This window comes from Actinomycetota bacterium, from assembly GCA_030774015.1.
Taxonomy (GTDB): Bacteria; Actinomycetota; UBA4738; order UBA4738; family JACQTL01; genus JALYLZ01.
In genome coordinates this window covers 1-13686 of sequence record JALYLZ010000104.1, presented here as the reverse complement: position 1 = coordinate 13686, position 13686 = coordinate 1, and the positions used below count along the sequence as shown (strand labels likewise).

The 13686-nt window shown below is 69.1% G+C and carries 14 protein-coding genes and 2 pseudogenes; 4 read left to right on the top strand and 12 right to left on the bottom strand.

Translation table 11 applies throughout. From position 1 onward, the window contains the following. Positions 1-184: 184 nt before the first annotated feature. The 9 genes and pseudogenes from M3Q23_10400 to M3Q23_10360 all read right to left on the bottom strand — a co-directional run bounded on the left by M3Q23_10400 (position 185) and on the right by M3Q23_10360 (position 7378). Positions 185-457 (bottom strand): hypothetical protein, encoded by a 273-nt coding sequence (locus M3Q23_10400; protein ID MDP9342480.1) that lies wholly within the window; start codon positions 455-457, stop codon positions 185-187. 97 nt (positions 458-554) lie between these two features. Further along, positions 555-932, bottom strand: coding sequence for a CBS domain-containing protein (locus M3Q23_10395; protein MDP9342479.1), 378 nt, complete (start codon positions 930-932; stop codon positions 555-557). Positions 933-1257: 325 nt separating this feature from the next. Further along, a pseudogene (locus M3Q23_10390) lies at positions 1258-2213 on the bottom strand (RNA polymerase subunit sigma-24). Continuing rightward, positions 2210-2563: a YciI family protein gene (locus tag M3Q23_10385; GenBank protein ID MDP9342478.1), complete on the bottom strand. Its 354-nt coding sequence runs from the start codon at positions 2561-2563 to the stop codon at positions 2210-2212. Before M3Q23_10385 ends, M3Q23_10390 begins: the two are co-directional and overlap by 4 nt. Before the next feature lie 33 nt (positions 2564-2596). Further along, positions 2597-3022: a YciI family protein gene (locus M3Q23_10380; GenBank protein MDP9342477.1), complete on the bottom strand. Its 426-nt coding sequence runs from the start codon at positions 3020-3022 to the stop codon at positions 2597-2599. Between the two features lie 150 nt (positions 3023-3172). Beyond that, the gene (locus tag M3Q23_10375; protein ID MDP9342476.1) at positions 3173-3442 is read right to left on the bottom strand and encodes a DUF5658 family protein; all 270 of its coding nucleotides are present in this window, start codon (positions 3440-3442) and stop codon (positions 3173-3175) included. Positions 3443-4084: 642 nt separating this feature from the next. Continuing rightward, positions 4085-4738, bottom strand: a complete 654-nt coding sequence (locus tag M3Q23_10370) for a hypothetical protein (GenBank protein ID MDP9342475.1) — start codon at positions 4736-4738, stop codon at positions 4085-4087. Continuing rightward, complete coding sequence (locus M3Q23_10365) at positions 4704-6101, bottom strand: tetratricopeptide repeat protein (GenBank protein MDP9342474.1); 1398 nt, start codon at positions 6099-6101, stop codon at positions 4704-4706. Before M3Q23_10365 ends, M3Q23_10370 begins: the two co-directional genes overlap by 35 nt. After that, positions 6098-7378, bottom strand: a complete 1281-nt coding sequence (locus M3Q23_10360) for an MFS transporter (GenBank protein ID MDP9342473.1) — start codon at positions 7376-7378, stop codon at positions 6098-6100. The genes M3Q23_10365 and M3Q23_10360 overlap by 4 nt, the downstream gene beginning before the upstream one ends. 139 nt (positions 7379-7517) lie before the next feature. On the opposite strand from M3Q23_10360, the gene M3Q23_10355 reads away from it, so the two are divergent. From M3Q23_10355 to M3Q23_10345, 3 genes are all read left to right on the top strand, one after another. Further along, positions 7518-8216, top strand: a complete 699-nt coding sequence (locus M3Q23_10355; GenBank protein ID MDP9342472.1) for a Crp/Fnr family transcriptional regulator — start codon at positions 7518-7520, stop codon at positions 8214-8216. Positions 8217-8225: 9 nt separating this feature from the next. Further along, positions 8226-8981 carry a GAF domain-containing protein gene (locus M3Q23_10350; protein ID MDP9342471.1) on the top strand — a complete coding sequence of 252 codons (756 nt, stop codon included), beginning with the start codon at positions 8226-8228 and terminating at the stop codon, positions 8979-8981. 86 nt (positions 8982-9067) lie between these two features. Then, complete coding sequence (locus M3Q23_10345; protein MDP9342470.1) at positions 9068-9787, top strand: S8 family serine peptidase; 720 nt, start codon at positions 9068-9070, stop codon at positions 9785-9787. Between the two features lie 253 nt (positions 9788-10040). Here the strand turns inward: M3Q23_10345 and M3Q23_10340 are convergent, their stop codons facing one another. Further along, positions 10041-10856, bottom strand: a complete 816-nt coding sequence (locus tag M3Q23_10340) for an ISL3 family transposase (protein ID MDP9342469.1) — start codon at positions 10854-10856, stop codon at positions 10041-10043. A gap of 187 nt (positions 10857-11043) precedes the next feature. After that, positions 11044-11268 (bottom strand): annotated as a pseudogene (locus M3Q23_10335) (integrase). A gap of 525 nt (positions 11269-11793) precedes the next feature. Between M3Q23_10335 and M3Q23_10330 the strand changes: the two are divergent. Beyond that, positions 11794-12093 carry a hypothetical protein gene (locus tag M3Q23_10330; protein ID MDP9342468.1) on the top strand — a complete coding sequence of 100 codons (300 nt, stop codon included), beginning with the start codon at positions 11794-11796 and terminating at the stop codon, positions 12091-12093. Positions 12094-13322: 1229 nt separating this feature from the next. On the opposite strand, the gene M3Q23_10325 is transcribed toward M3Q23_10330, so the two are convergent. Next, a complete protein-coding gene (locus M3Q23_10325; protein MDP9342467.1) occupies positions 13323-13532 on the bottom strand; it encodes a hypothetical protein in 210 nt (69 codons plus the stop codon). Positions 13533-13686: the final 154 nt, after the last annotated feature.

The window sequence follows — 13686 nt, the reverse complement described above, 5'->3', positions numbered from 1 at the left end:
CTGCAGCCCGAGGGCGGCTTTGAAGAGTTCGAGGTTGTTCACGACGGTCCTCCCCTTATCGACGGGGAAGGACGGTCATTGTGCCTCAGCCCTCTACGCGGCACCCACTCGATTCAGCGAGGAGCCGCATCTTCGTCGCCGTCGCCTCGTCGATGTCGAACGCCCCGCCCTTCGTGTCGCCCCTTCAGCTCGGCCGCGAGCTCGGGGACGGTTGGTTCATCGCAAAGTCGCTTCGCATCCTGGGCGTGGCAGATGTGGGGACGGTCGGCTTCGGTAACGCGGGGTGGTTCTCGTTGATGGCCCGGGCGTTGTCCTTGCCCCGGGTCCGCTCCCGCATCTGGGGCCACTCCTGGACGAAGTCGTCGTCGTGGCGGACGGCGCTCATGCCGTCGAAGTCCCGGGCCCGCAGCGATTCGAAGTAGCGCTCGACCGCCGCCCGATTGTCCCGGTCGCCCATTGGAGGCGAATTCTCTTCGGAGTGGGTCACACGGTCAAGGTCACGCGGCCGATGCTCCCTATGCGCCGGGGCCGGAGGAGCTGCGCCGCGGCGGGGGTCACTTCTTCGCGATGCTCCTTGCGAGGTCACGCATCGAGACTATGCCGACGACCGCCTCGTCCTCGACCACGGGGAGGTGACGGAAGTGGCCGGCAAGCATACGGTCGAGTGCCTCCCCCACCGCTGAGTCCGGACCGATCGTCGCCGGGTCGGACGTCATCCACTGCGCCACGCGAGAGGACCGTCCGGCGTCGGGCTGGACGGCCAAGGCTTGCATGATGTCACGCTCGGTGAAGATGCCGATCACCTTGCCGCCATCCATGACGAGCGCCGATCCGGCGCCACCGGAGAACATCGCGTGAGCGGCGTCCATCACCAGGGTCGCGGGCTGGACCGAGACCAGTTCGGTCGTCATGACCTCGCGAACGGTCGGCATGCGCTTCTGAGCTTACTCGGGCCCCTGGACCCGTGAGGTACACAAACTCATGCCGCGACGCTGTACTCGTGAAGGAGGCCGCCCAACACGTCCCGTCGGCGAACGTCCGCGGCCCTCGGGTCACGCTCCTCGGATCCCAACAAATCGCGGAGGCGCTTCCGCCCGCGGTGCAGGTGGACCCGCACGGTCGCCGCGGAGATTCCGGTGGAGGAGCCACGACGGGCGGGAGTCGTAGATCGACACAACGGCTTCCGGGTCGACGTACTCGATCCGCTCGGGGCCCACCGACGTGAGGGGCCCCCCGTACCTCTTATCGAGCCAGGCGCGCGACCGCACGGTTCAGGTCCACGACCGGTGACGGCGCGATCTGGGCCAGCGCGTCGTACAGGGCCGCGATGCGGGGCCAGTCCGTCTCGGCGGCGGTTCGGGCCCGCGCATGGCAGGCGGCGATGGCGGCCTGCAACGCGTAGGGGCCGAGCGCGCCACCGAGCCGTTCGGCACGCTCGAGCGCCGCGAGGCCACGTCGGATGAGGAGCTGGTCCCACCGCGCGGTCCTGATCGAGCAACAGCACGGGCTCGCCCCCGGGCCCCGTCCGCACCCGCAGCCGCGAGGCCTGGATCTCCATGAGGGCGACCAGGCCGTGGACCTCCGGTTCGTCCGGCGCCAGCCCGGCGAGGACGCGGCCCAGACGTAGCGCGTCCTCGCACAGCGCCGGCCGCACCCAGTCGTCGCCGGCCGTCGCCGAGTAGCCCTCGTTGAAGACGAGGTAGATGACCTCAAGACCGACGACAGGCGGGCCTCGCGGTCGGAACCCTGGGGAACCTCGAACGGGACCCGGGCCTCGGCGAGGGTCCGCTTGGCTCGCACGATCCGCTGCGCGGCGGTCGGCTCCGGAACCAGAAACGCGCGGGCGATCTCCTCGGTGGACAGGCCTCCCAGCAGCCGGAGCGTCAACGCGATGCGGGCTTCCTTCGACAGGACCGGGTGGCAGGAGACGAACATCAGGCCCAGGAGGTCGTCGCCCACGTCATCCTCGATCGCCTCGAGATCCGGCACCGCCGTCTCCTGTCGGACCTCGAGCTCCCGCCCGAGCTCCTGCCGCTTGCGCTCGACCATCGCGGCCCGCCGGAAGTGGTCGATCGCCCGGCGACCAGCGCGTCCTGAGCGAGGTCCTCGGCCAGGCCCACGTCGCGCACCATCCGGGCCAGGCCGGCGATGAGCCTTGGCGATTCGATCCTCCAGACCGCCTCGACGGCGTGGCGTGAGTCCGTCGCCGTCACTCGGCGACGAACGCCGGCTGCTCGTACAGCTCGCGGATCTCACACACGCCGTCGCCGACCACGTCGAGGAAGCGCTTCGCCAGCTCGACGGCTTCCTCCTTGGAGTCGGCTTGCAGGATGGCGAAGCCGCCGACGACCTCCTTCGCCCCGGTGAAGGGACCGTCCGTCACGGTGGTGTCCTCGCCGGAGCGCCGGACCCGCGCGCCCCGGGCGCTCGGCAGGCACCCCTCCGTCGTCAGCAGCTTGCCCGCCTTCGACATCTCCTCGATCAACTCCCCCATCACCTGCACCTCCTCCGGCGAGGGGGGAGATTCCCGCTCCACCGCATTGAAGATCGAGAGGTAGCGCATCTTCCTGTCTCCTTTCCGTTCTCGAACCCGCGGCTACTTGTTCTTCCCGAGCTGCTTCCCTAGCTCGCGGGCTTGCTCGACCGCCGGGCTTTCGCCGAACTCCTCCAGCTCGAACAGCTGGCGGATCTCGATCTCGGGATCGCCCTCGAACTCGTCACTGGCCTCGAAGGGAACACGCTTGGCCCATTCGATGGCCTCTTCCCTCGACTTGACCTGGATGAGCCAGTACCCGGCCACCAGCTCCTTGGACTCGGTGAACGGACCGTCGGTCACCGTGCGCTTCCCGCCGGAGAACCTGACGCGGGCGCCCTCGGCGCTGGGATGGAGCCCCGAGAGGTCGAGCAGCACGCCGGCCTTGGCCAGCTCCTCGTTGTACCTGCCCATCGCGGCCAGGATCTCCTCGCTCGGCATCTGACCGGGCTGCGGGTCTCCCTTCACCATCATCATGAACCTGGGCATGTCGCGCCTCCTTTCCGTTCGAGCCGGGCCCCGGACGCTTCGGCCCGGGTGTGAACCCTGTCTCTTCCAACGCGTCGGACGAGGATCCACGGAATCGACATGCCACACGAATCTTTCCTGGCGGTAGCGCTCAGCCGCCACCCTGCCCCGTCAGCGGGGGCTCGCCCAGAATCCGGCGAGATGCCAGACGAGCACGCCGGCGAGGACGATGGTGAGCCAGACGAGCACTCGAGGCCGGACGCGGAACACGATCAGGCTCAACGCTCCGACGAGAACGACCTTGGCCGGGAGGCCGATCACGCGAACGAACGGGTTGGCCTCGACCGCGCCCTCGGTCCGGACAGCGAACGCCGTGAACATGGCGTCGACCACGTTCAGTGCGTTCAGGAGGAGCAGCGCTCTGCGCGGCTTGTCCGCCAAGGCGTGGAGCCCACGAGCCAGGGGCTCCCACATCGCGGCGAACACAGGAAGCGCAAGGAAGGGCGCGGCAAAGGGCAGCGAGGAGGCGACTCCCGCCCAGCCGGTTCCGGAGAAGCCCGCTCCCGCGAAGACGAGCGACGCCCAGCCCGTGGCGAGCAAAACGGCAACCGCAGGGAGTGTCCAGGCGATCCGCGGTCGCTGACCTGCTCGAACGGCGGCCTCCCAGAGGAGCCCCCACAGGTCAAGCAGGGGACTCTCCACACCCCCTGGTCACCGCATTATCAGCGCCTCATTAGCCTATTCGCCTTCGGCGGCGCCACGACGTCCACCCAGTCAGGCACACGGGCAACCCGGCTGCTTCCACCATGGCGATGAATCCGAGAGCGAACATCGCCCCATCCGGATGAGGCCTCTGCCGCGTTCCTCCGAGCGGTCTCGCTGCACGACAGCGTGCCACGGGGCTGAGCCCTCAGCTGTCAACCCTCAGCCCTGCGCGCTCATGAGCGCTCGGGCCGGCCTCGAGGGCGCTTTCTTCGATCCCTTCGTCCGGCGTCGTTGTGATATCCGGAGTCCGCCGGCCAGCGAATGAGTCCCAGGGCAACGGCGACCGGGGTCGGCCCCTTGCCAGACCATCGCGCAACTCTACTCTGCCCTAGCGTCCTCGCGCTCGACGCTCTGGTTCACGTTCTGCTCGAGCCCGTGGCCCTGCACGTCCTCGGCGTCCTCGGGGTCCTCGCGCTCGACGGTCTCGTTCACGTTCCCGACAAGCCCGTGGCCCTCGGTGTCCTCGGGGTCCTCGCGCTCGACGGTCTCGTTCACGTTCCCGGTAAGCCCGTGGCCCTCGGTGTCCTCGGGGTCCTCGCGCTCGACGGTCTCGTTCACGTTCCCGGTAATCCCGTGGCCCTCCGTGTCGTCGGGCTCCTCGCGCTCAACGCTCTCGTTCACGTTCGAGGTGAACCCGTGGCCCTCGACGTCCTCGCGCTCCTCGCGCTTCACCGTCTCGTTCACGTTCTGCCATACCCCGTGGCCCTCGACGTCCTCGGGCTCCTCACGTACGACGCTCTCATTGTGCTGGAAGTCCGCGCCGTGGTCCTCGACGTCCTCGCGTTCGACGCTCTCGTTCACGTTCTGGGTTACCCCGTGGCCCTGCACGTCCTCGGTCATCTCGGCCTCCTTTCCTCTCCCGGGTCGGGCGCCCGGTTCACCCCCATCATGAGCTTCCGGCGTCGTGCTGTCAGTCCTCCTGCCGACCATCTGCCTGTCATCTTCCCGACACTTCTTCGCTGCGCGCCTCATCGATGGCCCGGGCCCGCGCTGCGAGCGGCTCGGCTTCCGCCTCCCTCCCCACCAGCTTCAGCAGCGATGCGTAGTTCGCCAGGCACGCCGCCAGGTTGGGGTGCAGCGGGTCGACCGCGGGCTCCAGGATCTCCAGGGCCCGGCGGTACAGCGATTCGGCCTCCTCGTACCGGCCCTGAAGCTTGCAGAGGAGCCCGAGGTTGTTCAGCGTGAAGGCGACCTCCGGCGACCCGGGCCTCAGCACCTTCTCCTTGATGGCAAGAGCCCGCCGGTACAGCGCTTCGGCCTCGGCCAGGTCGCCGCGGCGCTGGGCGATCGCCCCGAGGTTGTTGAGGTTCACCGCGACCTCGTAGTGCTCGGGGCCGTAGGTCCGCTCGATGACCTCCAAGGCTGAACGAAGGAGCGCCTCCGCCTCGTCGCGCCGGCCCAGGCCGTCCAGGATCGAGGCCAGCGCGGCCCGGTCGGCGGCGGTCTTGAGGTGGTCCGGCCCCATGGTCCGCTCGCGGATCTCGACGGAGCGCCGGGCGTACGGCTCGGCCGCGGCGAAGTCTCCTCGAGCGTGCTCCAGGCCGCCCAGGTTGTGGTACAGGCTGGCCACGTCGGGGTGCTCGGTCCCCACCGCGCGCTCCAGGATGCGGAGCGACCGCTCGTACAATGGCTTGCCCTGCTCGAACCGCCCCCAGAACTTGCAGAGGATCCCGAAGTCGTTCAGCACGTACGACACCTCGAGCGAGTCCCGGCCGAACGCCTGCTCCGCCCCGGCCAGCGCGCGACGGAACAACGCTTCGGCCTCCTCGAAGCGGCCCTGGGCCCGGAGGCTCGAGCCCAGCCCCCCCAGCGCGCGGACCAGGGCGCCCCGTCCCGCCAGGCCGTCCGGGGCCCGCTCGGCGAGGTCGACCGCCCGCCGGAGCATCGGCTCGGCCTGACGGTAGTCGTCCAGGTCCTGGAGCAGCCGGCCCAACTCGACCAGGACCTCCGCGAGCTCGGGGCCGTCGCGGCGCGAACCTGATTCGGCGAGGGCCAGCGCCTCCGGCAGCAGTCCCTCGGCGTCCCGGGGCCGCCCCTGGGTGCGGAGCACGCCGACCGCCCGGCCCAGCGCCAGGCCCTCCAGGACCTCTCCCTCCGGTCTGACGGTGATCTCCCTCGCCACGAGGGCGGCTCGCCGGTAGGCCTCCTCCGCTTCCCGGTACCGGCCGAACTCGTCCTGGAGCCGGCCGAGCTCCAGCAGGAGCAGGGTCAGCTCCCGCGGCTCCCTGGACGGGTCGCTTTCGAGCGCCGAGACCCCTTCGGTCGCGGCCTGGAGGGCTCCTCGATAGTCCAGGCCCGCCCGGAGGCCGAGGACCCGCCGAAGCTCTCCGCTCATGGCTCTTCACCCAGCGGCAGCAACTGCGCCTTGGCCGGCCCGGCCTCTTCCCCGCGCTCGGCGGCCCCGCCGATGCGGTTGGCCGCCGGCGTCAGGTGGCGCTCCAGGCGAAGGGCCCCGAGGGCCACCACGGCGCAGCCCCCGATCAGCCCCAGGAACAGCAGCCCGGGGGTCCCGGTCCCGAGCACCACCCCCGCCACGGCCGGTCCGATCATGAATCCGGTGGTCCAGGCCAGCGTGGAGAGGCCGTTGTAGTGGCCCCGAAGCCGATCCGGCGCCAGGTCGTTCACCATGGGCGAGAGCGCCGGCGAGAGCATGGTCTCTCCGACGGCGAAAACGACCATGGCGGCCGCGAAGGCGACCACCGCGTCCGTCCCCCTCCCCAGTGCCCCACCGATCAGCGTGATCCCCCAAGCGCAGGCCCAGGCCAGGGCCACCAATGCGATGGCCCGGGTCCGGCGACGTCCGCTCAGAGCACGCAGGACGAACAGCTGCGCGAGCACGACCGCGAACGTGTTGGCGGCGAACGCCACCCCGAGCGCCCGCACGGTGATCCCGCCCGGCCGGGTGGCGTATCCCGGAAACCCGGAGTGGTACTGCCCGTACCCCACGGCCACCAGCAGAGCGGTCAGCACCCACAACCGCAGGAAGACCCGGTCGCGCAGGATCTGGCGGTACCCCCCCCGCTCGGCCGTCGCGTCCTCGGACCGCTGCTTCGGGACCCGGATCGTGAGGAGCACCGGCACGAACGCCAGGAACGACGCCGCGTCCACCAGGTAGATGAACACGAAGGTGCCCGGCCGCGACACGTCGACGATCCCCGCGGCCACCAGGGCGCCGACGCCGAAGCCGGCGTTCAGCGTGGCAAAGCGAACCGAAAACACCTCGGAGCGCCGCCCCGGTCCCACCAGCCCGGCCAGGAGGGCGTCCTGCGACGGCCAGATGATGGCCGCGCCGAACCCCTCCACCCCGGTGGCCACGAAGGCCTGCCAGGGCTCCCGAACCATGGCGATCAGGACGCACCCGACTGCTGCCACCACCAGGCCGAGCATCAGGGTCTCCCGCGCTCCGACCCGGTCGCTCAGCCATCCGGACAGTGGATTCCCGACGATGGCGGCGACGGCCACCGTGGAGACGGCGAGGCCGGCGATGCCGAGCTCGATCCCTCGAACGCGGGTCAGATAGACGAACAGGAACGGAAGGGTCAGTCCGCTGCCCACCGCGGAGAGGGCATCCCCACCCAGGACCACCCACGCGTCGCGCGGAAGGCGGGGCACAAGGCCACGAGATGCGGACACTCCTCCGGCAGCCTAGGCCGCGAGGACGCCCCCGATCAAGAGTCGCCCCCCAGCCACCTGCCGGCTCGCTTCCCCGTCCCAGGCGTCCTACGCTTCGCTGGTCCGGAGGCGAACCGACATGAAGGCGGAACAGGCGGCCTCGATGCTGGCTCGGACGGCCTTGTTCTCGGCCCTCCAGCCGGAGCAATTGACGCAGCTCGCCGCCCGAACCAGCGAGCGCCGGTACCGGAAGGGCCAGGCGCTGTTCTTCCTGGGGGACCCCGGAGATGCCCTGTTCGTGCTGGTGGAGGGGCTGGTGAAGGTGGTGGTCACGTCGGATGATGGCGAGCAGATGGTCCTGGCGACGCTGGAGCCACCCAGCGTGTTCGGCGAGCTGGCGCTCCTTGACGGCGGTCCCCGATCAGCCTCCGTCGAGGCGCTCATGCCGACCACGGTCCTGGTGCTGGGCCGCGAGGATCTGATGGGCGTGATCGTGGCCACGCCTGCGGTGGCCGAGGCGATGCTTCGATCGCTGGGGAGCCTGGTGCGGCGGATGACCGAGCAGGCGGGCGACCTGGTCTTCCTGGACCTGCACGGACGGGTCGCGAAGCTGCTTCTCGGGCTGGCGGCGGATCGGGGCGGAGAGCCGGCTGGGGGCGTGGCGATGGACCTGCACCTGACGCAGGGAGATCTGGCGGCGATGGTCGGCGGCTCGCGGCAGAGCATCAATCAGATCCTTCACCAGTTCGAACGCCGCGGTTACCTGGACATCCGAGGGCGTTCGATCGTCCTCAAGGATGTCGAGGCGCTCCGCCGCCGAGCGGGCCTCGCTTCGTAAGGGAGGCGAGTGGGCGAGAACGGCGAGACCGAGGAGACGGTGCTTCGGGAGCTGGCCCGTCTGGCCACCGATATGGGGCCGGCACTGGTTCCCGCGGGCCACGACGAGCTCCTCCGTTCGATCATCGCCGCCGCCCGCGCCGTGTTCGGGGCCACAGCCTGCTCGCTCGCCCTCCTCGACGAGAGCGAGGAGGAGCTCGTCTTCCACATGGCTTCGGGCGGGGCCGAGCAGGCCATCGTGGGAATGCGCCTTCCGGTGGGCAGCGGCATCGCAGGGTGGGTGGTCACCTCCGGCCAGCCCATCGCGATCCAGGACGCGGCCCGGGATCCCCGGTTCGCCCGGGACATCGCCGAATCCCTCGGATATGTTCCGAACACCATCCTGGCCATGCCGCTCGAGACCGACCGCGAGATCATCGGCGTCATCGAGGTCCTCGACCCTCGAGGAGGCGGGCCGGGCGGGACCACGGACCTCGAGCTGCTGTCGCTGTTCGCCCGGCAGGCCGCCCTCGCCATCGAGGCCTCGCGGGTCTTCTCGGAACTCGGACGGACGCTCTTCACCGCCGCCGCGCGGGTGGCCGAAGGACGGGATGTCGTGGCGGCGCTGGAGCTGGTCGCCCGAGAATCCACGGGTCCTGACCCCGAGTTGGCCGAGCTCGCCGCTCGCTTCGCCGAGCTGGGTCGGCTGGGAACTCGCGAGCGGGCGGCGGCCACTCGGCTGCTGGAAGAGTTCCTCTCCTATCTCCGGGGCCGGCCCGGGAGATGAAGCCCGCCTGGTCCTGGCAGTTCGAGCCGGAAAGGCTTGGCCGCGTCAGGCCCACCCTTCCGGCCCGGATCACGCGGGAGTGGGCCATGGACAGCGGGACCGGCGCCGGGGTGAAGGTCGCCGTGATCGACAGCGGCGTCGAAGCGGCTCATCCCGCCGTCGGCGGGGTGGCCGGGGCGGTGGCGTTCGAATACGACCCGGAGGCACCGGAGGAGGTCCGCGCCATCGAGGGGCCACACGAGGACCTGTTCGGGCACGGCACGGCTTGCGCCGGGATCATCCGCAGGGCCGCTCCCGAAGCCGAGCTCTACAGCGTCCGGGTCCTGGGCGGGAACCTGAAGGGGCGCGGCGTGGTGTTCGCCGCCGGGCTCCGGTGGGCCATCGACCACGGCATGCAGGTGGTCAACATGAGCCTCAGCACGTCCAAGCGGGAGTATTTCGCGCTGCTGCACGAGCTGGCCGACGAGGCCTACTTCCACCATCTCATGCTGGTCTCCGCGGTGAACAACGTGGCGGCCCCCAGCTACCCGTCGCAGTACTCGTCGGTGTTCTCGGTGGCGGCGCACGGCCGAACGGATCCGTTCCGCTTCGATTACAACCCCGCCCCACCGGTCGAGTTCGGGGCACCGGGGATCGACGTCGAGGTGGCCTGGCGCGCCGGGACGACCCTCCGGGCGACGGGAAACAGCTTCGCAGCGGCGCATCTGGCCGGGGTGGTGGCGAGGATCCTCGGGAAGCATCCCGGCCTGACCCCGTTTCAGATGAAGACGATCCTTCACGCCCTCGCCGACAACGCCGTCGGCTGACCGACCCGAAGGTCCCCGCCTGCAACCACGCACTCGGGGGCAGTGCTCGTACGGGAGAACCGGATTATCTCGACTGGCTACAACGGCACGGCCGAGAAGATGCAGAACTGCGAGGAGGGCGGCAGAGCTGTAGCTGACGACGGGACTCCCGTCGACCGCGAGTGCTCCTTCGGGTCAAGAGCGACCCGCGACAAACCTCAATGCGGGAGCCGGAGTCGGCTGGCGTGGGATCCTGGGATTTGCCGGCTCCTCGCTACTTCGTGTGGGCTGACGCCATGTCGAGCTTCCCGGCGATGAGGTAGGTCATGGCGATGAGGTTCGTCGCGGTGCGGTACCCGCGGGCCCGCCGCTTTGCCGCCTGGACGAGGGAGTTGATCCCCTCGAGCACGCCGTTGGAGATCCTCGTGATGTGCCAGCGCAGGACGCCGTCCCAGTGCTCGCCCACAGTGTAGGCGAAGTCCTTGATGGGCTCGAGCCGGCTGCGGATGGCGCCGCGGTACCACCGGTCGAGATAGTCCTCGGCGAGTGCCGGGGGCTGGTCGAAGAACGCGTCGAAGGCGAGGCGCCACCGGTAGGCCCGGGCCGTGCGCAGGCCGCGGTCGCGGACTCTGAGCCAGGCGAGATCGGCCCGCTGGTGATCGGTGAGCTTCTCCGGACGCTTCAGCCACAGGTACCTCGACCGGCGGAGCTCCTCACGGGAGGGAGCCTCCTCGCGGCGGACGGAGTCGATGGCCTTCGACAGGAGCTGGGCCAGGTGGTAGCGGTCGAAGGTGATCTCGGCGTTCTGAAGCGAGGTCTCGATCCCGAGGATGTAGGCGGGGCTCATGTCGCAGCAGGCGTCGGTGATCTTCTCCGGATCCCCCCCGTGGGCGGCGAGGTCGGCGGCGAAGCGCTCCACAGTGGTGTGGTCGCGGCCCTCTGTGGCGTACAGGACCCTCGGCACCGCGAGGTCGACGAACAGGCTGATGTAGTCCTGTCCCCGGCGCGAGGAGGTCTCGTCGATCCCCACCTGCCGGACGGCCTCGTCGCATCGCGCTGCCCGGGCACGCTCCACGTAGTGGTGCAGCACCCTCCACAGCCTGGTGTCGTGCTCGCCTGTCAGGGTCTTGAGCCCGGATCGTCTCGACGGTGAAGAAGTCGGTGCCGAGGACGCCCTGGGCCTGGGCCCGGAGGAACTGCATCCAGGCCGGACCTTCACGGCGGGGAGCAGGACCGAGTCCGTGAGCACGGAGGATCCGTCTGATCGTGGTGGCGCCGATCCGGATCCCTGCCTTCCGCAGCTCACCTTGGATCCGGATGTAACCCCACCTGGGGTTCTCCCTGGCAAGGCGGAGGACGAGCTCCCGGACGTCCCGGTCGATCGGACGACGTCCGGGTCGTCGTCGACGCCGGTAGGTCCACTTCCGCCGGACCAGCTCCCGATGCCAGCGGATGAGTGTCTGGGGAGTGACCAGGAACGAGGCCCATCGGTCCCGGGGCATGGTCCGACTCGCGGTCGCCATGAGGGCACGATCACCTGGACGGAATTTCGGCCGGCGGACCTGACGGCGCAGGACTTTCAACTGATGTCTGAGCACCGCGTTCTCGATCTCCAGCACCTCTCCGCGCTTGGAGCGGGCGAGGACGCCGAGCAGCCTGCTGAGCAGGGCGTAGAGCACCGACATGATCACGGGGCCGGGATGCTACCGGACGGTCTTGGTCACGAGGCGAATCGGAGTTCTGGCACCCTTCAGGCTCGTCCCGCTGCTCGTCGAGCGCGCCACAAGGTGGCCGGCACCACCCGTACCCCCGGGAAGGCCGATGCCCTTCGGACCGCGGGTGCACGCCCGGTGGGCCTCGAATCGCTCAGCCAGCCAGCCGTGCTCGTCCGAGGGTCGCATGCTCTCGACTGGATCCGTCAATAGGATGACGAAGGAAACCCGGCCGGTGAGACCAGGAGGCCAAAGTTTGCGAATCGCCCGCTCACGGCGCAGGATTGCTTGGCCCACTAGACAGGAGGACAGATCATGGCTATGCAGGCGCGAATCAGCACGATCGAAGGTGACGCAGTAAGGATCGACGACGCAGTCAAGATCATCAACGAGAAGATCATTCCCGGGCTTAAGGGCTTGCAAGGGTTCACAGCAGTCAACTTCTTGGCGGACAGGTCCGCTGGAAAGCTGGTGGCAGTCGCATTTTACGCCGACGAGGCCGCGCTCGAAGGAAGCGTCGAGGCCATCGGCCCCATGCGGACTGAGGTGGCAGACGCGATGGGAGGCAAGGTCGCCAGCGTCGAATCCTACGAGCTGGTAGCCCAGAGCTGGTAAGAGTCCCGATCGTGAGTCGGTGGATCGGCGGATGTGGCCTGGTCTCCGCCGCGAGGACGACCCAGCGCTGCGTCGAGGGTCCGCGCCTGAAGGGTGCCAGAACTCAGTTTCGCTTCCTCATCAGCGCGGTCCGGTAGCATCCCCGCCCCGTGTTCATGTCGGTGTTGTACGCCCTGCTCCGCAGGCTGCTCGGCCGCCAGGGCTCGGCGGGCCCAGCCGGTCGCCGTCCGCCCCGTACCGGCTGTCCATCGCGGAGCCAGGGGTCAGCTGCGGATCGAGGAAATTCGTGACGCCGTCCCAGGCGCCTGTCTCGACCCTCAGTGTCGCTTCGAGGACGTCGACGCCCTCGCGGAGCGCGATCGCGTCGAGCTGGTGCGGTCGCGGCCCCGTGTAGTTGGGGTTCCGCTTCAGGATCGTGTACTCCCCATTGAACTGGTCCGCGATGTAGTACGGGCCCGCCGACGGGATCGTCTGGAGCCCGGGCGGGGCTCGCCCCGAACTCCTCCCGGTCGATCTCGGTGGTCGCGGAGAACCCGGCCCGACGGTTCCCCTACGGGTCCTGACTCAACCCGGAGAACTCGACCTAGAGCACAATAGGGCGGGTGACGTCCCGCGATCTCCCAGTTGCCACTGGCGGGCGCCTCGACCCCCTGGATGGTCCGCGAACCGCCCTCGCCGCTCATGTCCCCTCCTCCGTCAGACGGCCACGTTTCCGGGAGCTGGCCCGCCCCCAATTCTCCCGAGTGTCTGCCCGGGGGCTAGGGAGGCGAGTCTATCTCTCGGAGAATCGGGGCAGCCGAGGTTGACTCTCCATGCTTGTTCAGGAATTGCCTAGCTTCGTCAATGGCCCCTCTCAGGGCATCCCTGGCTTTGCTGAAATCCCATGTCTGTCCTTCCGCCGCCTGCCCAAAGCGCACTTCCGCCTCCACGATGTGCCGTAGGATTGTCATGCAGTCCCGCTGCTCGCCGGTCAACGGCTTCTCCCTCCCAATCTCTACCTACGACCGAGAATAGCGGAGGCTTGCTATCCTTGGCGGGGTCATCGCCCTGGTCCGGTCCTTCGCTTCCCGAGCGAGGGCGGACACGACCACCTCGGTGAGCATGACGTTCACGGAGCCAGTTGTTCCGGTGGTCAAGAGCGGTAGCTGACCAGTCTTTCAAGCCGGATTCTGCGGTGGCGTCCCACGGCTGGTGTAAATGACCGTAGGGCGTAGCTCCTTTTGGTCATCTTACGCAGCGGGTACGACAGTCTCTTCGATCACCTCCTCTCGCGCCGCTTGAGCGGGCGATCCGAACAGGTCCCGGCGGAGATCCTGGAGCAGGCGAACGGCGCGGGGGCTCATGTCCACGCCCCGCCACCCGCGGCCGGCCCGGTCGAGCACCGCCCACACCAGCGACAGGCAGCTCCGCTCGCCCGGGAGACGGCCGATGACCTTCACCCGCCGGCGGGTCTCCCCGAAGGTCCGCTCGATTAACCGGCCACGGGTGCCGTGTCAAGTCCTTCCTTCGACGAAGCCAATTTCTCGAGACCTTCCAGGTGACTTTCCAAGGCCTCGGCCACCCGGCCGTGACGCTCCACCTCGCTGTCCCATC